8 protein-coding genes are annotated in these 25,640 nt (G+C 67.2%); 5 read left to right on the top strand and 3 right to left on the bottom strand.

Annotated elements, in window-relative coordinates; genetic code table 11:
* Window positions 1–26 precede the first annotated feature (26 nt).
* The 3 genes from ACNQS7_RS30695 to ACNQS7_RS30685 form a co-directional block, all read right to left on the bottom strand.
* Window positions 27–326: a hypothetical protein gene (locus ACNQS7_RS30695; protein ID WP_418015515.1), complete on the bottom strand. Its 300-nt coding sequence runs from the start codon at window positions 324–326 to the stop codon at window positions 27–29.
* A 114-nt stretch (window positions 327–440) separates the two neighbouring features.
* A complete protein-coding gene (locus ACNQS7_RS30690) occupies window positions 441–2,987 on the bottom strand; it encodes an ABC transporter (protein WP_418015514.1) in 2,547 nt (848 codons plus the stop codon).
* An 80-nt stretch (window positions 2,988–3,067) separates the two neighbouring features.
* A complete protein-coding gene (locus ACNQS7_RS30685; protein ID WP_418015513.1) occupies window positions 3,068–13,090 on the bottom strand; it encodes a PPE family protein in 10,023 nt (3,340 codons plus the stop codon).
* A gap of 303 nt (window positions 13,091–13,393) precedes the next feature.
* Between ACNQS7_RS30685 and ACNQS7_RS30680 the strand changes: the two genes are divergently transcribed.
* The 5 genes from ACNQS7_RS30680 to asnB all read left to right on the top strand — a co-directional run bounded on the left by ACNQS7_RS30680 (window position 13,394) and on the right by asnB (window position 25,633).
* Entirely contained in the window at window positions 13,394–16,984 is a 3,591-nt protein-coding gene (locus tag ACNQS7_RS30680) for a PE family protein (RefSeq protein ID WP_418015512.1), read from the top strand.
* A gap of 129 nt (window positions 16,985–17,113) precedes the next feature.
* Window positions 17,114–21,607 (top strand): PE family protein, encoded by a 4,494-nt coding sequence (locus tag ACNQS7_RS30675; protein ID WP_418015511.1) that lies wholly within the window; start codon window positions 17,114–17,116, stop codon window positions 21,605–21,607.
* A gap of 455 nt (window positions 21,608–22,062) precedes the next feature.
* Window positions 22,063–22,587: a hypothetical protein gene (locus tag ACNQS7_RS30670; protein ID WP_418015510.1), complete on the top strand. Its 525-nt coding sequence runs from the start codon at window positions 22,063–22,065 to the stop codon at window positions 22,585–22,587.
* Window positions 22,588–22,842: 255 nt separating this feature from the next.
* Window positions 22,843–23,502: a TNT domain-containing protein gene (locus tag ACNQS7_RS30665; RefSeq protein WP_418015509.1), complete on the top strand. Its 660-nt coding sequence runs from the start codon at window positions 22,843–22,845 to the stop codon at window positions 23,500–23,502.
* 214 nt (window positions 23,503–23,716) lie between these two features.
* Window positions 23,717–25,633 (top strand): asparagine synthase (glutamine-hydrolyzing), encoded by a 1,917-nt coding sequence (gene asnB, locus ACNQS7_RS30660; RefSeq protein WP_418015508.1) that lies wholly within the window; start codon window positions 23,717–23,719, stop codon window positions 25,631–25,633.
* The last annotated feature ends 7 nt before the right edge of the window (window positions 25,634–25,640 follow it).

The raw sequence follows: 25,640 nt of genomic DNA, 5'->3' as shown, positions 1-25,640 counted from the left end.
ACGGACTCGGCGGCCGACCCACCATGTCAGCTGGTCTCACGTAGGGAATCGAGGCGCTGGTTCACCCTGGCCAGCGCCTCGTCGAAGACGGCCACCTTCTCACTTCGCCGTTCGCTGGCCGGTTGGGCGGCGCCGCGTGCGCCTTCGGCCTCGACCCGGGCCGCACCTTGGCGCCGCAACAGACTGAAGTTCTTCTCCCGCGCGGTCCTGAGGCGGTTCTGCAGATCTTTCAGCTGCTTCTCGTCCATACGCTCCAAGGCGTCGCCATGGCTCTGGCCGATCAGCGAGGTCTCCTGCAGGGTCAGGTTCACGTGGTGGTTGCTCACGGTGATTTCATAGCTTGATCCGGACGGGTCCGCACACGAATCACCGATAGCGCGCCGAATTGTCACGCCGGGTGCATCTCGCGTTCATCGCGCGGTCGACATTCAGGACACTGATCATCGGGAAGCATACTGCGGCAACCGTTTTGCCAAGTACGGCGCCGTCCGGCTGCCTTTCGCGCGCGCAACGTCGATCGGCACGCCCGCCGCGACGATCCGGCCACCTTCGTTGCCGGCTCCTGGCCCGAGGTCGATCACCCAGTCCGCGCCCGCGACCATCCGCATGTCGTGTTCGGCCACCACCACGGTATTGCCCGCGTCGACCAGCCGGTGCAGCTGACGATCGAGCAGATCTACATCCGCGGGGTGGAGCCCCGTGGTCGGCTCGTCCAGGAGGTAGAGGGTATGCCCTCGGCGGGGTCGTTGAAGTTCGGAGGCAAGCTTGATCCGCTGCGCCTCACCACCTGACAGTTCCGTCGCGGGCTGCCCGAGGCGGAGATATCCCAACCCGACCTCCTGCAACGTGGTCAGGCTCCGCGCCGCCTTCGTGACATCGGCCAAAAAGTCTGATGCCTCATCGACGGTCATCGCGAGCACGTCGGCGATCGTGCGATCGCGGTATCGCACCTCGAGTGTCTCGTCGGAATAACGCGCTCCCTGACACGCCGGGCAGCTGGCGTATGTGCCTGGCAGAAACAATAATTCGACCGAGACAAATCCCTCCCCCTGACAGGTGGGGCAGCGACCTTCGGACACGTTGAAGGAAAACCTGCCCGCTGTCCAACCGCGGCGACGCGCCTTCGATGTGGCGGCGAATTCCCGGCGCACGGCGTCGAACAGCCCGGTGTAGGTCGCCAGTGTCGAACGCGGAGTGCGTCCGATCGGACGCTGGTCTACCGATACCAGCCTTTCGATCTCCCCGACGCCTTCTGCCGCTACCCCGACGCTCGCGTCGTGATCGAGATCGACGATCTCGCTTTCGGTTTCGTCGTCACCCGGTGCGGCCGGCTCGCCAGCTCGTCCCGTGCCGAGGTGGCTGTGCACAACGTCGCCGAGGACCTTTACGACAAGCGTCGACTTGCCCGAGCCGGACACTCCGGTGACCGCGGTATACACACCGAGTGGCAGGTCCACGTCGAGGTCTCGCAGATTATGAAAGGCGATCCCGCGTAGCCGCAGCTGCCCGGACGGCGTCCGGGGTGCGCGCGGTGGCGGACTGGCCTCCTCGAAAAGGTAGCTGCGAGTTATTGATTCCTCGATGTCGGCGAGACCGGGCACCGGTCCGCTGTAAAGCACATTCCCGCCGAGCTCCCCCGCCCCGGGTCCGACGTCGACGATCCAATCGGCACGGCGCACCACGTCCATGTCGTGCTCGACCACGAACAGCGAATTGCCGGCCAGCCGTAGGCGATCAAGAACGTCCAGCAGCGGTTCGGCATCCGCGGGGTGCAGTCCGGCCGACGGCTCGTCGAGCACGTACAACACCCCGAACAAGCCGGCGCGCAATTGGGTGGCCAGCCGCAGCCGCTGCAGTTCGCCGGGCGACACTGTCGGGGTGCGGCGACTGAGCGTGAGATAGCCGAGGCCGAGATCGACGAGCACGTGCAGGCGTGCGACCAGGTCGGCGGCGATCCGGGTCGCCACTTCCGTCAACTCACCGGACTCCGTTGACTCGTACGCCGTGCCGGCATCGGTCCGAGAAGCCGTGGGACGCAACGTGTCAGCAAGCTCGGCCAACGGCATTCCCGCGTAGTCAGCGATAGTGCGCCCGGCGAATGTGACCTTCAGCGCTTCCGGTCGCAGCCCGGAACCGTCACACACCGGGCAGTCGACGGTGTCGACGAATTGCAGCACGCGGCGGCGCATCATCGCGCTGTGAGAGTTGGCCAACGTGTGGCGGACATGACGTTCGGCGCTGGAGAACGTCCCGTTGTAGTAGTAGTCAGCCTGCACGGGATGCCGGCTGGGATCGATTTCGACGGTCGGCTGCTCATCAGTGAACAGAATCCAATTACGTTGCCGCTTGGGCAGTTTCCGCCATGGCTTGTCGATGTCGTATCCCAGCGTGACCAGTATGTCGCGTAGGTTCTGGCCCTGCCACGCGCCCGGCCATGCGGCGACGGCGCCGTCGCGGATGGTCAGCGTGGGGTCCGGTACCAGTGTCTGTTCGGTCACCCGGTGGATTCGTCCCAATCCGTGGCATTCGGGGCACGCCCCGACCGCGGTGTTCGGTGAGAACGCATCAGAGTCCAGTCGTTCCGTGGCGCCGGGCGGGTACGTTCCGGCGCGGGAGAACAACATCCGCAGCAGGTTGGACAGGGTAGTGACAGTGCCGACCGTCGACCGCGACGTCGCCGAACCGCGGCGCTGCTGCAATGCGACGGCGGGCGGCAGACCAGTGATGTCATCGACCTTCGGTGCGCCGGCCGGCAGTAGCAGGCGGCGGGCGTAAGGGGCAACCGATTCGAAGTAGCGGCGCTGCGCCTCGGCATAGATGGTCCCGAAGGCCAACGACGATTTGCCGGATCCGGAGATGCCGGTGAACACGACCAGCGCGTCACGGGGCGCTACGAGGTCGACACCCCGCAGATTGTGCACCCACGTCTGGTAGACCCGCACGCAAGAGTCGAGTTCGTCGTCGCGCCGCTGGGATATTCCTGTCATCGTGCCCAGACGGATACCCGCACTTCAGCCGCGCAAGCGTGATGTTGGCCCCCGTTACCGCCGCCCAGGGCCGGATACCGCTATTGACTGAGCAGGCCGGACAGTTGGGCGCCGAAGTTGCCGATGCCGGAGACGAAGGCCTGCGTGGCAAGGTTCAGGGAACTGGTGTTGAACAGGCCGGACACCGTGTTGCCGAGGTTTGCCCAGCCCGACTCGAGCGCGCCGAAGTTCTGGATGCCCGATATGTCGATGCCACCGGCGTTGAACAAGCCCGACGTCTGGGCGAAGCGGTTCGCGAAGCCGGACACGGCGCCAGAGGCAGTGTTGAAGAAGCCGGATGCGCCGCTTCCGGAATTGAAGAAGCCCGACGACAGACCCGGACCCGTGTTGAAGAAGCCGGGGCCGGACTGGAAGCCGGAGCCGATTGTGAAGGGCCCCAGAACACCGGTGCCGGCGAGATTGGTGACGTTGGTGAACAGGTAATCGATCGGGGTTTGCGGTTGAACGGTGTTGATGTTGAAGGTGACGGGCCCAATGTTGCTGTCCTCGTCCACAATCCGGATCCCCAATATCGTACTGGCCTGGATGTGAATCGGAATCGAGTACGTGAACGCGCCCGCCGTGACGGCATCGATAACACCCGTGATCGGTATCTGGATGTTGAGCGGCACGTCGTAGTGGTAGGGGATTTCTGGGATTGTGTAGGAGAAGTTGGCGCCGAAGAGGCCTTGGTAGTCGCCCCGCCACAAGAAGCCGTTGCTGTAGCTGCCCGAGATGAATGCTCCCGTGTCGACGTTGCCGGAGTTCGCAAAGCCGGTGTTGGAGTTGCCGGTGTTGAACCAGCCGGTGTTGTAGTTGCCGGCGTTGAAGTCGCCGGTGTTGTAGCTGCCCGGGTTGAAGCTGCCCGTGTTGGTGTTGCCGACGTTGTACAAGCCGGTGTTGTAGTTGCCCGCGTTGCCGATGCCGGTGTTGACCAGCCCGGAGTTGAAGAACCCGGTGTTGGTGCTGCCGGTGTTGCCGATGCCGGTGTTGAAGCTGCCGGAGTTGCCGAGGCCCCAGTTGCCGTTGCCCGAGTTGAAGAACCCGACGTTGTTGGTGCCCGAGTTGAACAACCCGATGTTGCCACTGCCCGAGTTCAAGCCACCGAAACCGGACTGGTTGTTGCCGGTTAGCCCGATACCGATGTTGCCGCTACCGGTGTTGCCGAAGCCGATGTTGCCGTCGCCGAAGTTGCCGAAGCCGAAGTTGTTACTTCCGGTGTTGCCGAACCCGATGTTGTTCAAGGCCGCGGTCAATCCCGGTCCGGCGTTGCCGAAGCCGATGTTGAAGCTGCCGATGTTGCCGCTGCCGAAGTTCTGGCTGCCGATGTTGCCGCCGCCGAAGTTGCTGCCGCCGACGTTGCCGTTACCCAGGTTGTAGCTGCCGAGGTTGCCGCTACCGAAGTTGAAGTCGCCGATGTTCGCGTTGCCGATGTTGAGCGAACCGAGATTGCCCAGGCCGAGACTGAAGGAGGTCTTTCCGGTGGCGGCGTTCTGGAACAACCCGGACAAGTCGGTGCCGACGTTGCTGAAACCCGACAGATAGGCCGGCACGTTCATCGGGCTCAGTCCGGTGTTGAACAGACCCGAGATGCTGTTCCCGAGATTGGCTACGCCGGATTGCAGCGAACCGTAGTTTTGGATGCCCGAGTTGCCAAGGAGGCCGGTCGCGTAGTTCAACAAACCCGAGCTGCCGCCGCCGAAGTTGCCGAAGCCCGATATGGAGCCGATGCCGGAGTTGAAGAAGCCCGAGGACGGACTCGACGTGAAGTTGAAGAAGCCCGGCGATGCCGGAATGTCGATGATCGGAATTCTGATCGGACCGACTCCCGCGTTGCCCACCACGGCGAGGATGGTCGAATTATCCAGGGCGCCGATGTTGAACGAGATCGTGTTGATCGGGGGTTGGCTGCCGAAGTCGACCGTGATGGGTGTCGTCAAGGGGGCGTTGGCGGGGCCGCCGTGCACGGTGATGGGGCCGATGGTGATGTTGAAATTGGCTGCGTCGATGCCGATGACTTCGGCAGTGCCGCTGATGTAGATCTGCGGAATGTTGATGGCGGACATATTCACGCTGGTGATGGTGGCGGTGACCGGGATATTGATCGGCGCGCGAACATCGAAGTTGATGGGGATTTCGTCGACCGTGATGGAGTAGCCGCCGGTGAGGACGCCCCGGTAGTCGCCCCGCCACAACAAGCCGTTGTTGTAGCTGCCGGTGTTGAAGAAGCCGGTGTCGACATTGCCCGAGTTGCCCAGGCCGGTGTTGTAGTCGCCGGTGTTGAACCAACCGGTGTTGTAGCTGCCGGGGTTGAAGTCGCCGGTGTTGGTGTTGCCGATGTTGTAGCTGCCGGTGTTGTAGTGGCCCGCGTTGCCGATTCCGGTGTTGACCAGTCCGGTGTTGAACAGGCCCGTGTTGGTGCTGCCGGTGTTGCCGATACCGGTGTTGTAGCTGCCGGAGTTGCCGAAGCCGAAGTTGCCGTTGCCCGAGTTGAAGAAGCCGACGTTGTTGGTGCCCGAGTTGAACAGTCCGATGTTGCCGCTGCCGGAGTTCAAGCCACCGAAGCCAACCTGGTTATTGCCGCTGAGCCCGATACCGATGTTGCCGCTGCCGGTGTTGCCGAAGCCGATGTTGCCGTCACCGAAGTTGCCGAAGCCGAAGTTGTTGCTGCCGGTGTTGCCGAACCCGATGTTGTTCAGCGCCGCGGTCAACCCGGGGCCGCTGTTGCCGAACCCGATGTTGAAGCTGCCGATGTTCCCGCTGCCGAAGTTCTGGCTGCCGACATTGCCGCTGCCGATGTTGAGGCTGCCCAGGTTGCCGTTGCCCAGGTTGAAATCGCCGATGTTTCCGCCGCCCAGGCTGAACTGCCCGATGTCGCCCAGACCGAAATTCCAGGTCGACCCGGACGGGCCGTTGCGGAACAAGCCCGCAAGGTCTGTGCCGTGGTTGGACAGGCCCGAGAGATTGGCCGGCGTCGTGAACAGGTTCGTCGCGGAGCTGGTGTTGAACAACCCCGACACGGTGTTGCCCAAGTTGGAGAAGCCCGACACCAGGGTGCCGACATTGTTGTAGCCCGAGCTGCCCAGGGCTTGCCAGTTGAACAGGCCGGACGTGTTGGCGGCGAGGTTCCCGAAGCCGGATACGCCACCGGCGCCGCTGTTGAAGAAGCCCGACGACGGGGTGGTGCTGGAATTTCCGAAGCCGGGGGCCGCCGGGATGTGGATGAGCGGGACACGGATGGGTCCGGCGGTGCTGTGGATGGAGATGTTGACTGCCGTTGAACCGTCCGGGTTCCCGATGTTTCCGGTGATCGTGGGCAGGGTGCCGGTGATCGACGGGATCTGAATAGAGCTGACGGTGGCGTTGACGTTCGACCACAAGGGGCCCGAGAAAGTGAGGTTGATCGGCGCCAGACTGAAGCCGTAAACGCGCAGGGTGCCGAGGTTGATGTCGAGGGGGATATTGAGGGGAATGCTGACGTCGAGGTTGACGGCGGGGAATTCCGGGACGGTGAGGGTGTAGTCGAAGCCGACCAACCCCTGGTAGTCATCGCGCCAGATGAAGCCGTTGTTGTAGCTGCCCGCGTTGAAGCCGCCGGTGTTGACGTTGCCCGAGTTCCCCACCCCGGTGTTGATGTTGCCGGTGTTGTAGCTGCCGGTGTTGTAGCTGCCCGGGTTGAAGTTGCCGGTGTTGGTGCTGCCCGTGTTGTAGCTGCCGGTGTTGTAACTGCCGGCATTGGCGATTCCGGTGTTGACGCTGCCCGTGTTGAAGAAGCCGGCGTTGGAACTGCCGGCGTTGCCGAAGCCGGTGTTGTGGCTGCCGGAGTTGCCGATGCCGAAGTTTCCGGTGCCGGAGTTGAAGAAGCCGACGTTGTCGGTGCCCGAGTTGAACAGGCCGATGTTGCCGCTGCCGGAGTTCCAGTTCCCGAAGCCGGACTGGTTGTTGCCGCTCAGCCCGATGCCGATGTTTCCGCTGCCGCTGTTGCCGAAGCCGATATTGCCGTCACCGGTGTTGCCGAACCCGAAGTTGTTGCTGCCGATATTGCCGAACCCGATGTTGTTCAAGGCCGCCGTCAAGCCCGGGCCACTGTTGCCGAAGCCGATGTTGAAGCTGCCGATGTTTCCGCTGCCGAAGTTCTGGCTGCCGATGTTCCCGCTGCCGAAGTTCTGGCTGCCGATGTTCCCGTTGCCCAGGTTGAAATCGCCGATGTTCCCGCTGCCCAGGTTCGACTGGCCGATGTCGGCAAGGCCCAAATTGAACAGCGACCCATTCGCGCTGCTGCGCAGGATGCCGGCAAGGTTGGTGCCGATGTTGCTGATCCCGGAGAGATTGGCGGGTGTCGTGAACGGATTGACGGCGGAACTGGTGTTGAAGAGACCCGAGACGGTATTGCCCAGGTTCGACACGCCCGACATCAGTTCGCCGAAGCCTTTGTAGCCTGAGATTCCCGACATGCCGGACGCGAGGTTGAAGAAGCCGGATGCGTTGCCGCCGACGTTCATGAAGCCGGAGGAGCGGCCACTCCCGGAGTTGAAGAAGCCCGACGACGGGCTCGTGGTGGAGTTTCCAAAGCCCGGCATCGGCGGAATGTTGACGCCGGTGAACGCGATGGGCAGCAGCCCACCGTTGCCGGTGATGTCGATCAGTGGTCCGGTCGACCCCACCGGCGTGCCGATGTTGATCCCGATGAAGGGCAGACCGATCGTCAGATTCGGGAAAGAGATCGCGTTGAGGCCGAGGTTCGCGTCGCCCAGGATGGTGGACGCGTCAACGGTCAAGGACGGAATGGTGAAACTGTTGATCGTGATGGTCGGGAGTACGGCGCCGATCGGAACCGACAGGTAGACCGGCACGTCGAACTTGATGGGAATGGCGCCGTCGGGGATGATCGTGGTCGCGTTGAAGTCGATCAGCCCTTGATAGTCGGCCCGCCAGCCGATGCCGTTGTTGAAGCTGCCGGTGTTGAAGGCACCCGTGTTGACGTCGCCCGAGTTGCCCAGACCGGTGTTGTAGTCGCCGATGTTGTAGCTGCCGGTGTTGTAGTTACCCGGGTTGAAGTTTCCGGTGTTGGTGTTGCCGATGTTGTAGCTGCCGGTGTTGTAGTGGCCGGCGTTGCCGATCCCGGTATTGACCAGCCCGGTGTTGAACAAGCCGGTGTTGGTGCTGCCGGTGTTGCCGATACCGGTGTTGTAGCTGCCGGAGTTGCCGATGCCCCAGTTGCCGGTGCCCGAGTTGAAGAAGCCGACGTTGTCGGTGCCCGAGTTGAACAGGCCGACATTGCCGCTGCCGGAGTTCCAATTCCCGAAGCCCTGCAGGTTATTGCCGCTCAGCCCGATACCGATGTTGCCGCTACCGGTGTTGCCGAAGCCGATGTTGCCGTCACCGAAGTTGCCGAAGCCGAAGTTGTTGCTGCCGGTGTTGCCGAACCCGATGTTGTTCAGCGCCGCCGTCAACCCGGGCCCGCTGTTGCCGAACCCGATGTTGAAGCTGCCGATGTTCCCGCTGCCGAAGTTCTGGCTGCCCAGGTTCCCGCTACCGAAGTTCTGGCTGCCGAGGTTTCCGAGGCCGATATTGAGGTCCCCGACGTTCCCCAGGCCGACGTTGAGTCCGCCTACGTCTCCGAGGCCCAGGTTGAAGTTCGTGCTGCCGGCGATGGTGCCGTCGAAGGTGTTGCGGAACAAGCCCGCCAGGTTGCTGCCGGCGTTGGAGATGCCGGAGATCTGAGCCGGCGTCGCCAAGTTCAGCGCACTGGTGTTGAACAAACCCGACACGGTGTTGCCGAAGTTCTCGATGCCCGACTGCAGGGAGCCGTAATTCATGAAGCCCGAGTTTCCGAAAATCCCGGCGGAGACATTCTGGAAACCAGAGTTGTTGACGCCGAAGTTTCCGAACCCCGAATTGCCGCCGATTCCGCCGTTGAAGAATCCGGAGGAGGGGCCGATGCTGGAATTGAAGAAGCCTGGGGCAAACGGCTGGTTGTAGATCGTCCAGTCGGCGGGGCCGATGCTGAAGGTGGCCGGCACGTAGAGGGCTGTCGTGCCGTTCGGGTTGCCGATGCTGACATTCAACAGCGAGAGGTTGAATGTGATCGGCGGAATCGTGAGTGAGTTGATGGTCCCGGAAACAAGGGTGATTCCCGAGAACAAGCCATAGGTGATGTCAAAGGGGATGCTGTCGATAAAGATTCCGTTGTAGACGCCACTGGTGATTGTCGCCGTGATGGGAATGTTGATCGGCACATTTACGGTGAGGTGTCCCGGCATTTCCGGAATATGGATTGTGTAATTCCCGCCCATCAGGCCTTGCTCGTTGCCCCGCCAGAACAAGCCGTTGTTCATGTTGCCCGAGATGAACGCACCTGTGTCGAAGTTGCCCGAGTTCACCAGCCCGGTGTTGAAGCTGCCGGAGTTGAAGAATCCGGTGTTGTGGCTGCCCGGATTGCCGAGTCCGGTGTTGAAGCTGCCGATGTTGGTGTTGCCGGTGTTGTAGGAACCCGCATTGGCGATCCCGGTGTTGACGAAGCCGGTGTTGAAAAGGCCCGTGTTCGTACCGCCGGTGTTGCCGAAACCGGTGTTGTAGCTACCCGAGTTGCCGATGCCGAAGTTCCCGGTGCCCGAGTTGAAGAAGCCGACGTTGTTGGTGCCCGAATTGAACAAGCCGATATTGCCGCTGCCGGTGTTCCAGTCCCCGAAGGCGAGCAGGCGATCGCCGCTGAGGCCGAACCCGATGTTGCCGTTGCCGGTGTTGCCGAACCCGATGTTGCCGTTGCCGGTGTTGCCAAAGCCGATGTTGTCGCTGCCGGTGTTGCCGAAGCCGATGTTGTGGATGGCCGCCGTCAACGCGGGGCCGCTGTTGCCAAAGCCGATGTTGCCGAAGCCGATATTGCCGGCGCCGAGGTTGGTGCTGCCGATGTTGCCGAAGCCGATATTCGCGCCGCCGATGTTTCCGCTGCCGAAGTTCCCGCTGCCGAAGTTCCCGTTGCCGAAGTTCAGTTGACCGTGATCGCCCAGGCCCAGGTTGATGACGAGTCCGTTGGCACTGTCGCGAACGGCGCCGGCCAGGTTCGTGCCGACGTTCCCCAACCCGGAAATGTTGGCCGCGGTCGCGATATTGACCGTGCTGGTGTTGTAGATGCCGGAGACCGTGTTGCCGACGTTCGCCAGGCCGGATGAGAGTGCACCGACGTTCTGCATGCCGGACAGGTTCGCGCCGAGGTTGAAAAGGCCGGACACGCGGCCGGGGCCGGCGTTGAAGAAACCCGACGACGGCAGGGTGGTCGCATTGCCGAATCCAGGCATCGGGTCGACTTTGAGCAGCTGAATGGTGCCACCTTCGAAGGCGCCGGTGATACCGATGCCCACGCTGGTATTCGGTCCGCCGATGGTGAGTGTCAGCAGGGGAAGATTAAGGGTGGAGCTCGATATGTTGACGGGCCCGAGGGTCAACGTGATCGGGTCGGGCGGCGGCGAAAGGAAGGTCGAGAACTGTTGCGTGCCGCCCGGCAGTGTGAACACATTTCCACCGAATTGCAATACTTCGTTGACGGGGATGACCATTGATTGGTCGAATGTCACGCTGGGGATGGTTACCTTGAGGTCGATAGCGATCTGGCCCGCGTTATCGCCTTCGGCGAGAATGCTGTTGTTGTAATTGCCGATATTGAGGAATCCCGTGTTGGTGTCGCCGGGGTTGAGGCCGCCGGTGTTGTAGTCGCCGGGATTGAAGGCGCCGGTGTTGATGTTGCCGGTGTTGAACCAGCCCGTGTTGTAGTTGCCGGGATTGGCGATGCCGGTGTTGGCGATGCCGGTGTTGAACCAGCCAGTGTTGAAGCTGCCGGCGTTACCGTAGCCGGTATTGAGGGTGCCGGGGTTGCCGATGCCCCAGTTGCCGGTTCCCGCGTTTCCGATGCCGACATTTCCGGTGCCCGAGTTGAACAGGCCGATGTTGTTGGTGCCGGAGTTGAACAGGCCCAGATTTCCACTGCCGGTGTTGAATGCACCGAACCCGACCAGGCCCGTTCCGCTCAGCCCGATTCCGATGTTTCCGCTGCCCGTATTCCCGAACCCGGTATTGCCGAAGCCGTTGTTGCCGAAGCCGGTGTTGTTGTTGCCGAGGTTCCCCAGGCCGGTGTTGTAGTCGCCGAAGTTTCCCAGGCCCTTGTTGAAGTCGCCGAGGTTTCCGTTACCGAGGTTTGAGTTTCCCACGTTGCCGGTGCCGGTATTCGACGTGCCCGAGTTGCCGAAACCAATGTTGTCCTGGCCGGAGTTGCCGCCGCCGGTGTTTCCGTTACCTGCGTTGCCGATGCCGATGTTGTCGTCGCCGACGTTGGCGAAGCCGGTGTTCTTGACGCCGACGTTGGCCAGGCCGGTGTTGCTGGTGGGGTCCGAGCCGCCGCCGAACAGGCCCGCCACGTTTGGACCGGTGTTGTACAGACCGGACACAAAATTGGGCGTCGTGAGGTTCTCGGGATACGAACTATTGAGGATGCCCGACATGGTGTTGCCGGTGTTGATCAAACCGGAGGCCGCCATGCCGGTGTTGATCAAACCCGAGAGGCCGAGGCTTCCCGACGACGAATTGAAGATGCCCGAGACGTTGCCCCCGGAGTTTAAGAGGCCCGAAGCGCTGCCGTCGCCGCTGTTGAAGAACCCCGACGAAGGCAGGGTGCTCGAGTTGCCGATGCCCGGGGATCCGCCGATCAGGCCCTGGTAGTCGCCCCGCCAGAACAGGCCGTTGTTGTAATCCCCCGTGATGAACGCGCCGGTGTTGACATTGCCGGCGTTTGCCAGGCCGGTGTTGTAATTGCCGGTGTTGAGCCAGCCGGTGTTGTAGCTGCCGGGGTTGAAGCCGCCCGTGTTGGCGCTGCCGGAGTTATTGGTGCCCGTGTTGTAATTGCCCGAGTTACCGATGCCCGTGTTGGCTATGCCCGAGTTGAAAAAGCCGGTGTTGGCAGTCCCGGAATTGCCGAAACCGGTATTGAAGAGGCCGGAGTTGGCCAGACCGAAGTTTCCGGTTCCCGAGTTGAAGAAGCCGGTGTTGTTGGTGCCCGAGTTGAACAAACCGCTGTTGCCGGTGCCGGAATTCAGTCCGCCGAACCCGGACTGATTGTCGCCGGTCAGCCCGATGCCGACGTTGCCGTTGCCGGTGTTGGCGAAGCCGATGTTGCCGCTGCCGGTGTTTCCCAGGCCGATGTTGTTGCTGCCGGTGTTGCCGAAGCCGATGTTGTGGATGGCCGCCGTCAGCGACGGACCACTGTTTCCGAAACCGAAGTTCCCGAAACCGAGGTTCGCCGACCCGATGTTCCCGGACCCGATGTTCGCGCCACCGACGTTGTAATTGCCGATGTTCGCGTTGCCGAGATTGCCGACGCCGAGATTCCCCAAACCGACGTTGATGGTGAGTAGCAGGGGGCCGAAGCCGTCGGCGGCCGCGGTTGCACCGCCGGCCGACACCGCGCCCGCGAACTGAGCGCCGCCGGCATTCGCCGCTGCGACAAGGGCGCTCGAGGCGCTCACCGCCACGTCCGCCAGACCGGGTGCGAGGTTGGCCAAGGGCAGGCTGAACGGCGTCAAGCCCGACGCCACGGCGGAAGCCCCGGAATAGTAACCGAACATCGCGGCCACATCCTGCGCCCACATGCCCTCGTACTGTGCCTCGATGGCCGCGATCGCCGGCGCGTTCAGCCCCAGCAGATTCGCCCGCACGAGCGATACCAATTGAGCGCGGTTGGCAGCCACGACCACCGGATGAACCGTCGCGGCCTGCGCCGCCTCGAACGCCGCCGCCACTATCCGGGCATTGCCCGCCGCTTCGTCGGCCTGCACCGCCGCCGATCTCAACCAACCCAGATAAGGCGCGGCGGCGCCCGCCATCGCCACCGCCGCCGCGCTCTGCCAAACGGAGTCGAGCAAACCCGAGGTCACCGAGCCGAAAGTATCTGCGGCAGAGGCCAATTCGGCGGCCAGTCCATCCCAGGCCGCCGCGGAGGCCAATATCGATCCCGACCCCGCGCCAAGGAACATCCGCGCCGAGTTGACCTCGGGTGCCAATACCGCAAAATCCATACGCTGTCCTTCGCGGGTAACCCCCACCGGGGTGGCGGTCAGTTTCTCATCAACCGGCGTATAACGGCACCTACCGTAAGCCCGGCTGCGGCTTCACGGACGGTTTCACACACATTCGGCGCAAATTTTTCGCGGGCCAAATGAATTCAATTGTTGTGCGCCGCAGGTTTGCTCCGCGACGTGCACAACACTTACGCCATTCGGACGAAAACGTAAACGGTGTGCCCACAGTGGGCTACCGTGTTTGACTGCGCTGGTCGTTGCTGGTGGTTGTCGGGTTGTCATGAGGTGGCGAGGTCGCTGATGACGTTCATGGTGGTTTCACCAGAGATGGTGACGGCTGCGGCTACGGACGTGGCTGGTATCGGGTCGACGATATCTGCGGCCAATGCGGCCGCGGCGCAGTCGACGACGGGGCTGGCGAGCGCGGCCGCCGACGAGGTGTCACGCGCGGTCGCGTTGCTGTTTTCCGGACATGCGCTGAGCTATCAGGAGTTGGCCGGGCAGGCCGCGGTACTGCATCAACAGTTTGTGCATACCCTGACTGCCGGTGGGGCCGGTTATGCGCGCGCGGAGGCGCTCAATGTCGGCCCATTGCAGCCGCTTCTGGACCTGATCAACGCGCCCACCCAGCAGCTGCTGGGTCGTCCGTTGATCGGTAACGGCACCGACGGGGCGCCGGGCACCGGGCAGGCCGGCGGGCTGGGGGGACTGCTATACGGAAACGGCGGTAACGGCGGGTCGGGGGCAGCGGCACAAACCGGCGGCGCGGGTGGCGCCGCAGGTCTGATCGGTACCGGCGGTGCTGGTGGCGCCGGAGGTGCTGGTGCGTCCGGCGGAGCCGGCGGGTCCGGCGGGTGGCTGTACGGCTCGGGCGGCGCGGGCGGGGCCGGTGGCGCCAGTACGACGATGGGAGGCACCGGTGGTGCTGGTGGTGCCGGCGGCGTGGCCCCGCTGCTCGGCTATGGCGGCGCCGGTGGTGCCGGCGGTATGGGTGGGCCTAATGGTGGTGATGGCGGCAGCGGTGGTGCGGGCGGCAACGGCGGGCAATTGATCGGCGCCGGCGGCACCGGTGGTGCCGGCGGAGCGGGCAGCGCAGGCAAGGGCGGCGGGCTCGGTGCAAACGGTGTCGGCGGTGGGTCGGGCGGCCAGGGCGGTGCCGGCGGTGGCGCCGGTGTGCTGGGAGCCGGCGGGGTCGGCGGGCTCGGCGGGGCCGGTGGGCTCGGCGGTGACGGCGGTGCCGGCGGCGCGGCGCAGCTCGGCGGTTCCGGCGGGGCCGGCGGTGACGGCGGAGCAGGGGGTCAGGCGGGTCAAGGACCGTTGATCGGGCCGTCCGGCGCCGGCGGCCACGGCGGGGCCGGCGGTCAAGGTGGCGCCGGTGGGACAGGCGGCAACGACACCGCCGTCCTGGCAGCGGCCAATGGCGGTGCGGGTGGCGCCGGCGGCCACGGCGGCGCGGGCGGGGCAGCCGCCGGGATGGCGGCGGTGGCAGGCAACGGTGGTGCCGGTGGTGGCGGCGGAGCGGCCGGCAAAGGCGGGGTCTCAGTAAACAACGCCCACAACGGCGGCAGCGGCGGTACCGGCGGTGCCGGTGGGGCCGCAGGGGCCGGGGGCAACGCCAGCAGCAGCGCGGTCAACGGCAACGGCGGGGTGGGCGGCAGCGGCGGGGTCGGCGGCGATGGTGGTCATGGCGCCAACGCCACCGGCGCCCTGGCCGGCGGCAACGGCGGCAATGGCGGTAAGGGCGGCAGTGCCGGTGCCGGCGGCGCCGCCGGCACCGGCGGCGTCAGCGGGACCGCGGGCGCCTACGGCAACGGCGGGCACGGCGGCAACGGCAGTTATGGCGGCAACGGCGGCACCGCGACCAACGGCGGGCCCGGAGCGGACGGCAACAACGGACCTTCCGGCGGAGCCGGTGGCAAGGGTGGCGCCGGCGGAGCCAGCGGCCCTGGTGGCGTCAACGGCAGCGGCGGCAACGGCGGCAACGGCGGCGTCGGTGGCACCGGCGGAAACGGCGGCACGGCAAACGTTCTGGGCGCCAAGGGTGGCAACGGCGGCACGGGTGGCACCGGCGGCAACGCCGGCACCGCCGGCACCGCCGGGACCGGCGGCTCCGGGGGTTCCGCCGGCATATCCGGCGACGGCGGCACCGGCGGACTCGGCGGCAACGGCGGTAACGGCGCCAACGGAACCAACGGCATCGTCGGCAACATCAACGGCGGCACCGGTGGCGGCGGCGGGGACGGCGGCCAGGGCGGAACCGGCGGCCAGGCCAATGCCGGCGGCACCAACGGCGGCGGCGGCAACGGCGGCAACGGTGGCAAGGGCGGCAACGGCGGCGCCGGCCTCGCCGGCACAGCCAGCACCGATGGCGGAGACGGCGGCAACGGGGGTAACGGCGGCGACGCCGGGAAAGCCGGCCTGGCCGGCACGGGTCCCGGCGCCGCCGGAACCGCCGGCAAGGCAGGCACCGGCGGCAACGGCGGCAACGGCACCAACGGCGCGTTGGGCGGCAACGGGACCAACGACTTCAACACCGACGGCGGGGCCGGCGGCAACGGCACGAAAGGCGGCAGCGGCGGGCAAGGCGGCAACGGTGGCGCCAGCAACGGCGGAACCGCCGGCAGCGGCGGGGCCGGCGGCAACGGCGCCAATGGTGGTAAGGGCGGCCAGGGAGGCAATGGCGTCGCCGGCGTGCGGCCGCCGCCGCCGGATGGCTCCGACGGTCCGCCTGGCGGCGACGGCGGCATCGGCGGCACCGGCGGCGCCGGCGGCAACGCCGGTGCGGGCGGCGCGGCCGGCACGAAAGGCAGTGGCATCGCTGGCACCGCGGGCGTCGCGGGCGTCGCGGGCAAAGGCGGTGACGGCGGCAACGGCGGCATTGGCGGCAACGGCGCCGACGCTGCCGCCCCAACTCTGGGTTTATTCGGTGACGGCTATAACGGTGGCGCCGGCGGCGGCGGCGGCCAGGGCGGTGCCGGGGGTCTCGGCGGCAACGGCGTCGCGGGAGTCGGCGGCGGCGACGGCGGCAAGGGCGGCAACGGCGGCCTCGCCGGCCGAGGAGGCGTGGGCGGAACAGCGGGGCTCACCGGTACAGGCGGCCCCGGCGGCGCCGGCGGCGGCGGTGGAATCGGCGGCATCGGCGGCAACGGCGGATTCGGCGGCGGCAAGGGAGGTGCCGGCGGCAGCGGCGGCAACGGCAACGCCGGGGGAACCGGCGGCGAAGGCGGTGACCTCGGCCGGGATGGAGGGGCCGGCGGGAACGGCGGCGCCGGCGGCGACGCCGGCAACGGCGGCCAGGGCAACGGCGCGGATGGCGGCGCCGGCGGCACTGCCGGCAACGGGGGCACCGGAGGCACCGGCGGCCACGCTACCGATGTCGCCCTTGTCTCCTCGGGCTACAACGGCGGCACCGGCGGCGCCGGCGGCGCAGGCGGAAACGGGGGCCTCGGAGGCGGCGTCTCCGGGAAAGGTCTGGGCGGCGACGGCGGCGCCGGCGGCACCGGTGGTACCGGCGGTACCGGAGGTTTCGGCGGAGAAAGTCAACTTATCGGTAGCCGCAACGGCAACGGGGGCAACGGCGGCAACGGCGGGGTGGGCGGCACCGGTGGCAGCCCAACCGCCGCTGGCGGCAATGCCGCCGACGGCGGCGACGGCGGCACCGGCGGCAACGGCGGCAACGGCAACGACCAGTTCGGCAGCGCTGACCTCTACGGCACCGGTGGTTTTGGCGGCACCGGCGGCACGGGCGGTAGGGGCGGAAACTCCTTCGACGGAAATTCCGGCGACGCCGGAACCAACGGCGCCCCCGGCGGCGACCCTACTGGCGGAAATACGGACGTTACTGGCGGTGTCGGGGGCGGCGGCGGCACCGGCGGTAGCGGTGCTACCTAGTCCCAATGCCGGTGCAGGAGAAAGGACGGGCTTTCGAGTGAACGCGTCGACTCATGCTCGCGCCTGGGCGGGTGCGCCGGTCGTTGCCGGTGGTTTTTCGGGTTGCCTGAAGAGACGGCGAGGTCGCTGATGACTTTCATGGTTGTTTCACCGGATCTGGTCGTGGCCGCGGCTTCAGACGTGGCGGGTATCGGTTCGACCATCTCTGCGGCCAATGCGGTCGCTGCGCGGTCGACGACGCGCCTGGCCAGTGCGGCAGCCGACGAGGTGTCGCAGGCGATCGCGGCGATGTTCTCCGGGCATGCGCTGGGTTATCAGGAGCTGGCCGAACAGGCCACGGCGCTTCATGAGCAATTTGTTCAGACGTTATCTGTCGGCGCGGCCGGGTATGCGCGCGCGGAGGCGCTCAATGCCGGCCCGTTGCAGCCGCTTCTGGACCTGATCAACGCTCCGACTCAGCAACTGCTGGGGCGTCCGCTGATCGGGGATGGCACAAACGGGGCGCCGGGCACTGGGCAGGCCGGCGGACTGGGTGGGTTGCTGTGGGGTAACGGCGGCAATGGCGGGTCGGGGGCGGCCGGCCAGGCCGGCGGCGCCGGCGGGGATGCTGGTCTGCTCGGTGCGGGCGGTGCCGGTGGCGCCGGGGGTGCGGGTGCCGCGGGCGGGGCCGGCGGGACCGGCGGGCAGCTCTGGGGCGCGGGTGGGGCCGGCGGGGCCGGCGGCAACAGCACGACGGCGGGAGGCACCGGCGGGGCCGGCGGGGCCGGCGGGGTGTCCCCACTGATCGGCTACGGCGGCATCGGTGGTGCCGGAGGTATGGGCGGGCCGGGTGGTGGCGCGGGCGGCCACGGCGGTGTGGGTGGCAATGGCGGGCAGTTCATTGGTGTCGGCGGCACCGGGGGTGCCGGCGGGATCGGCAGTGCCGGGGCTGGTGGCGGCACCGGGGCGAACGGCGTCGCCGGCGGATCGGGCGGCGCCGGTGGCGCCGGCGGCAACCCCGGCGTAATAGGCATCGGCGGGGTCGGCGGGCTCGGCGGTGCCGGTGGAGCCGGCGGTGACGGCGGTGCCGGCGCCGGTGGGCAGCTCGGCGGTAGCGGCGGAGCCGGCGGTGACGGCGGGGCCGGTGGTCAGGCGGGTCAAGCGCCGCTGCTAGGGCTGGGCGGCGATGGCGGCCACGGCGGGGCCGGGGGTCAGGGCGGTGTCGGAGGGGCCGGCGGCAACGACACCGCCGTACTGGGGGCCGGTGATGGCGGCGCCGGCGGTGCCGGCGGTCACGGAGGCGTGGGTGGGGCGGCCGCCGGGCTCACCGCGGCCGCGGGCAACGGCGGTGCCGGTGGTGGCGGCGGGTCGGCGGGCAAAGGCGGGGTGGCGACAAACAGCGCCCACAACGGCGGTAGCGGCGGTCGCGGCGGTGACGGTGGTGCCGCCGGGTTGGGCGGCAACGGCGGCAATTTCGCCATCAATGGCAACGGCGGGTCGGGCGGTAGCGGTGCAGCCGGCGGCGACGGCGGTCACGGCGCCGATGCCACCGGCGCCCTGGCCGGCGGCAAAGGTGGTAACGGCGGCGACGGCGGTAACGCCGGTGCCGGCGGCAGCAACGGCGTCGGCGGCATCGGCGGGACCGCGGGTGGCTACGGCAGCGGCGGTCACGGCGGCAACGGCAGCTACGGCGGCAACGGCGGCACCGCCGCCGCCGTCGGCGCCGGGGTGGACGGCAACCAGGGTCCCTCGGGCGGGGCCGGTGGCAACGGCGGTGCAGGTGGCAACAGCGGCCCCGGCGGAATCAACGGCAGCGGCGGCAACAGCGGCAGCGGCGGAAAAGGTGGCACCGGCGGGGCCGGCGGCACCGCCGTCACCCTGGGCAAGAGCGGCGGGGCCGGCGGCATGGGCGGTACCGGAGGCGATGCCGGCACCGCCGGCCTTGCCGGGTCGGGAGGCGCCGGGGGCAGCGGCGGCACATCCGGCAACGGTGGCAACGGCGGGCTCGGCGGCAACGGCGGCAACGGCGCCAATGGAAAAGGCGGCGCGGGCGTCCAAATCAACGGCAGTACCGCTGGCGCCGGCGGCGACGGCGGACAGGGCGGAACCGGTGGCAAGGCCAACGCCGGTGGCACCAACGGAAGCGGCGGCCAAGGCGGCAACGGCGGACTCGGCGGCGTGGGCGGTGCCGGCCTTCCCGACTCCGGCAACGCCGGCGGCAACGGCGGCAACGGCGGCAAGGGCGGCGCCGGCGGCGGCGCCGGGAAAGCCGGTCTGGCCGGTGGCGGCGCCGGCGCCGCGGGAACCGTCGGGACGGCAGGCACCGGCGGCAACGGCGGCAACGGCGGCAACGCCGGAACCGCCGCCGACGGCGTCGACAACTTCAGCCTCAGCAACAGCGAACCCGGAGGCAATGGCGGTGCCGGCGGCAACGGTGGCCAAGGCGGCCAGGGCGGCGCCGCCAATGGCGGAACCGCCGGCAGCGGCGGGCAGGGCGGCAACGGAGCCAACGGCGGCAATGGCGGAGACGGCGCAAAAGGTCCCACCTACGACCCTGGTACCGGGGCCGGAGCCAACGGCGGCAACGGCGGAGACGGAGGCAACGGCGGTCCTGGTGGCAACGCGGGCCTGGGCGGAGAAGCCGGCAGCGGCCCCGGCGGCACTAAGGGCCTGAGCGGCATCGCCGGCGCCGGCGGCTTTGGCGGCAACGGCGGAAACGCCGGGAACGGCGCTAAGGGCGATTTCGCAGTGGGAGGGGACGGTTACGCCGGCGGCTTCGGCGGCAACGGCGGCAAGGGTGGCAGCGGCGGAAACGGTGGAAACGGCTTCGGCGGCGTCGGTGGCGGCAACGCCGGCGGCGGCGGCGATGGCGGCAACGCTGGATCCGGCGGCGGTGGCGGCACACCCGGTCTCGGAGGTAACGGAGGACCCGCCGGCAACGGCGGCAACGGCGGCGCCGGCGGCAACGGCGGCACCGGCGGACTCGGCGGGGGCAAGGGCGGGAACGGCGGCAGTGGCGGCAATGGCAACTCCGGCGGGTCGGGCGGTTCGGGCAGCGGCCTCGCCGGCCAGAACGGCGGTGCCGGCGGCAACGGCGGTAGTGGCGGCAACGGCGGCACCGGCGGCAACGGTTACGGCGCAATAGCGGGCACCGGTGGCAACGCCGGCAACGGAGGCGCGGGAGGCACCGGCGGCGACGGCGCCAGAGCCGTAGTCGGGACCGCCGACGACGGCGGAAAGGGCGGTAGCGGCGGCAACGGCGGCGTCGGCGGCAGCGGCGGCAGTGCGTTCAATGCCACCGGCACGGCCATCGCTCTGAGCGGCGGCGGCGACGCCGGCAGCGGCGGTGATGGCGGCGTCGGCGGCAACGGCGGTGGAGGCGGCCAAGGCGATACCGGAACCGGAGGCGACGGCGGTGCCGCCGGCACCGGCGGGAGCGGCGGCAACGGCGGCAACGGTGGCTCGGGCGGCGGCAGAGGCGGCAGAGGCGGCGACGGCGCCGACGGCGGCAACGGCGGCGGCGGCAATGGCAACAGCAGCCACAATGGCGGCAATGGCGGCACCGGCGGCGGCGGCGGCAACGGCGGCAACGGCGGCAACGGCAGCAGCGCCAAGGCCGGCGCCGGCGGCTCGGCGGGCAACGGCGGCACCGGCGGCAGCGGCGGCGGCGCCGGCAAGGGCGGACTGAGTACCTATACAGGCGGCAGCGGCGCTGTCGGCGGCAACGGCGGCGTCGGCGGCAACGGCGGCTTCGCCCTCGGCTTTTCCGGCGGCGGGGCCGATGGCGGCAACGGCGGCGACGGCGGCGTCGGTGGTAGCGGCGGCACCGGCGGAACAGCCGCCGCCTTGAGCAACGGCGGCAGCGGCGGCAGCGCCGCCGCGGGCGGCAGCGGAGGCAACGGCGGCGACGGGGGCCTGCTCGGCGGTCAAGGCGGCAACGGAGGCAGCGGTGCCACCGGCGGCAACGGCGGCAACGGCGGCAGCGGCAGCGGCACCCTCGGCGTCGGCCAGGCCGGTGGCGGCGGCGCCAGCGGCGCGAAAGGCGGCAACGCCGGCAGCGGCGGTACCGGCCACTTTGCCAACGGCGGCAACGCCGGCACCGCAGGCAACGGCGGCAATGGCGGCAACGGAGGCGAAGGCAACTCGACTGACGGAGGCTATAACGGCGGCGGCGGCGGCGGCAGCGGCGGCAGCGGCGGCACTGGCGGTAACGGCGGTAAGGCTGACAATGGCGGCGCCGGCGGCGCGCCCAGCACGGGTGGGTCCGGTGGCACCGGCGGCAATGGCGGTTACGGTGGGTTCGACATTCTCAGCACCAACGGCAACGGTGGAACCGGCGGCACCGGCGGAAGTGGCGGCACCGGCGGAGCCGGAACCATGCCCGGCATCTCCGGCGCTAAAGGTGGCTCCGGTGGCACAGGTGGTAACGGCGGCGGCGGTAACACGAGCGGTGGCAAGGCAAACTGGGGCACCGGCGGTAATGGCGGCGGCGGCGGTGGTGGTGGCACCGGCGGCGTGGGCGGCAATGGCGGTGCCGGCGTCGGTGGCGGCCCCGGTGGTCCCGGCGGCGGCCCAACCGGCGGAAACAACGAGAATGGCGGCAGCGGGGGTGGCGGCGGCACCGGCGGCAACGGCGGCAATTGAGACCTCGGCCCGTAATTCAAGGGAAGCGGCTGCCCCAAACCGGCGTTGAGCCTTGGCCACCGCAACACTCGAAGGTGACTTGGCGGCTTTGCTGACGCGCTAACCGCGTCCGTCCCCGGCTCGCGAATTCCACGCGATGGCCGGCGACGGCAATTGGGTATTTCGGCCTCTGCCGCACGCGCAGCGGGTCCACAGCATCAGATGACCGGCGGGTAGCAAATGTCGGCCTTCTGTGGCGGTTGCCAACAGCAACGACGGGGGCGCCGGTCAGCCCTGACGTCGGCGCACGTCCTAATTGCGGCGGTAACGTTCACTACAGTTCCCTAACAGATGGATACCGGTTGCTGCAGAACAGTTTTGAGCCCTCATATTGATGCACGATGTGCCCAGCAGAAATTGCCGGCATTCAGATGCGGGAAACGGTCCCGCACGCTCATGCCCAAATTGGGGGAACCGTGAAATCCATCAATTCCATTGCTGTCAGCGCGGCTGCACTGGCCGTCGTTGGCGGCGGTGCCGCGGGGCTGGCATCCAGCGCACCCGGCATCGCGCCGTCAAATCTGCCTCAGGTGCAACTGGTCTCAACCGGCGCGCCGCTACCCCAGGACCCGCAACCCGCGTCGACGCTGAACCTGCCGACCCCTGACCAACTGACCGGCATCCTCAATGACCTTTCCAATCCGGGTGTGTCATACCGGACCAAAGATGGTCTGGTCGAAGGTGGTATCGGGTCGGGCGAGGGCCATGAGATGGATCACGAGCTGAGGGTGGCGTATCGCAACGGCCAGCTCCCGCTGTCGTTTGTCGTCTCCAACATTCAGCAGAACGGTCCGGCTACGGTCATGTCCGACGTGGCCGTAGCAGGGCCGAAGCTGCCGGCACCGGTCACCAAGCCCCTCATGTTCGTCAACCAGAACGGTAATTGGGTGTTATCGAGCCCATCTGCGACCATGCTGGTGCAGGCCGTCGCCGGGAACTGACGTCGGCTGGGTCCGGGAATTCGCGTTTCTACAGCTGGCTGGCCGTTCCGGCCTTGCCGGCTGAGCCGCCTCCCCCGGTACCGGGCAGACCGCCAAAGCCTGCGGAGGCTTTGGCCAATGTGGTCGGCGTGCCCAGCCCACGTTTGCTGCGTCGGCCGCCGCACGGGTGTTGCGCAAATGTCAATTTCGAGACGGCCGGGTAGCGATTTGCTAGGGTGCTTTTCAGTCTCAACAGCACCCCGAAGGAGTCCGTCGATGCGGCGCCAGTCTCTTATTATCAGCGCGCTGGTCGCGCTGGTGTTGTCCCTTTTGTTTCCAGTCACTGCCAACGCGGACAAGCAATGCCCGGAAGCTGGGACTGGGGAAGCCGCACCGGAAAACTCCCAGCCTTTTCCCGTCCCCGACCCGTACTCCGGTAATTTGCTGGGGCCGAACACCCTGCCCACTGGGCCGGTGAAGAAGCTGCTGACCAACTACCAGAGACTCGGAACGCCGGCACTGCAACCCAAGGCCTTCCTCGACACGTACTACGACCCCAACAGGGGTTGGAAGTGGCCGACGAACTTCGGCTTCGACGGACCCGCCACGCCGTTCACGATGAAGAAGGGGCATCTGTTCGACCGGTTCGGGCAGCCCGATGAAGCAAACTTCCTTGCGAACGAGAAGCACACGCCGTTCGCCGCCCGGGCTTTGCCGCCGTCGTCACTCAACACTTACAAGGGCTCTCCGGAAGCCAACTACCACGTCTACTGCGTCGTGAAGGACCTGACCGTGCAGTCCGGGAAAATCAAGGACTTCGCCGGGCAGCCTGGCGGCGGCATCCAGTACTTCCTGGGCAACACCCGAGTGAAAGACCTCCTCGCCGCCGGTCAACTGATCGAGGTGGCACCGAAATACGGCCTCGAGGGCAACTAGCCGCACTGAATCGCAAAGCGTCATCGGCTCGCTTTTGCCAAATGACTTGTGCGGCCAAGCATTCGAGGCAGACCGTCGTCGCGGGCCGTCAGACAGGGCCGCACAGCCGACGCGTTAGGCTCGAATGGCCGCGTTGCCAGTCCGGTGGCGTGCGAGCGTGCCGAGGCTAGAGGTCGGCGCGCAACGACCGTGAAAGATTGCGGAGGGCACAACGATGTGCGGGATATTCGCTGCGATGACGCGCCGGGGTCTTCCGTCTGAACGGCGCGATACCGCGCTCAAGCTCTTGGAGCATCGTGGGCCGGATGGCTGCGGCACGTGGACGTCGCGGGATGGGCTATGGACGCTCGGGCACACCCGGTTGTCGATCATCGGTCTGGACAACGGAACGCAGCCGATGACGAGTCCGGACGGCGCGGTGCACCTGGTCGTGAACGGCGAGTTCTACGGCTACCGCGAGATCCGTGAGCGACTCCGTGCGAGCGGATACCAGTTTTCCACAGCCAGCGACAGCGAGATCGCGTTACACCTCTATGCCGAGCGTGGCATCCAGGCCGCGGCGCAACTGCGCGGCGAGTTCGCGGTGATCATTGCCGACGAACGCCAACGCGCGATGTACGCGATCCGCGATCGCTTCGGCGTCAAACCCCTCTACTACGCGGCGGTAGACGGTGATGTGTATTTCGCCTCCGAGATCAAAGCGCTTTTGGCGCTCGGGGTGCCTGCTAAATGGGACCTCGAGGGCGCTACCGGAGGGTTCGGAAGATCCCACGAGAAAACCGAGTTCGCCGGAATCAGTACCGTGCCGCCGGGCTGCTACGCGATAGCGCGAGACGGCGGTGTTCGCATTTACCCGTACTGGGATTGGGAGATCCCGACTGCCGATCAGATGCGGGCAGACACCCGAAGCGACGCCGAAATCGTCGCCGAGTTTCGTGAGGTTCTCCGGGATGCCGTGCGGCAGAGGCTGGTTGCCGATGTCGAGGTCGCATCGTATCTCAGTGGTGGCATCGACTCCTGTGCCGTCCTCGGACTGGCCCAACAGGAGATGGACCGGCCGATTCGCGCGTTCACCCTGACCTTCGAGAACCCGCTGTACGACGAGGCCCGTGTCGCCGAAGAACAGGCCAACCGGGTCGGCGCCACGTACCACCCCATACCGATCACGGGGCGAGAGATTGCGGACGCGTTCGCAGATGCGGTCTGGCATGCCGAAACTCAGATGTTCAACGGGCACGGCGTCGCCAAATACCTACTCAGCCGTGCCGTCCGGGCCGCCGGCATCAAAGTGGTGTTCACCGGCGAAGGCGCCGACGAGATGCTGGGCGGCTATCCGTACTACCGCGTCGACGCGCTGAACAACGACGCCACGCTGAGCGCCCAAGAGAGATCGGCACTCCTCGATGAGATGCTCGGCGCCAATGCTGCGACCCGCGCGCTAATGATGCCGGATCAAGTCAGCAGTTCCGAGATGCGGGCGGTCGAGCGCAGGCTCGGCTGGCTGCCGGCGACGCTCAATGTTTGTGCGGCGCAGACGAATATCGTGGCGCCACTGCTGCGCGACGACCTTCCCCCGTCAGTCCGAGAGTTTCAGCCGCTGATCTGCGCGCTGGATCGCCTGCCGATCGCGCAGCGCGTCACCGGCCGCGACCACCTCAATCAGATGCTCTACATCAACGCGAAAACGGTGCTGCCGAACTTCATTCTGAATTACCTCGCCGATCGAATGGAGATGGCCCACTCCATCGAAGGCCGGGTGCCGTTCCTGGACCATCAGGTCGCCGAGGCGGCGGCTCGCGTGCCGGTCCGCTTGAAAGTCAGGGGCATTCGTGAGAAGCACGTCCTTCGCGAGGCCGCGAGAGAGGTGTTGATACCGGAGGTGTACGACCGTCAAAAACATCCGTTCACGACGCCGCCGACACGCGACCCGAGCGACCCGATGCTCGTTTTCTACCGGGATACGTTCGCTTCGCAAGCGGCGAAGGAACAGCCGATCTACGACATGAAGAAGGTCTCCGCGGCGCTCGATCAACTGCTCGAGTCCCCGGACGATCAGCGCATCGCGGTGGAGGGTGGTCTGCAGCGGGTGGCGAGTGTGGTTGTGATGCAGCAGCTGTTTTCGATGAGCTGAGGCGCTC

The organism is Mycobacterium sp. 23 (assembly GCF_048287075.1).
Taxonomy (GTDB): Bacteria; Actinomycetota; Actinomycetes; order Mycobacteriales; family Mycobacteriaceae; genus Mycobacterium; species Mycobacterium gordonae_B.
Note: the sequence above shows the minus strand (reverse complement) of the source record. Positions and strands in the feature narration are given on the sequence as shown.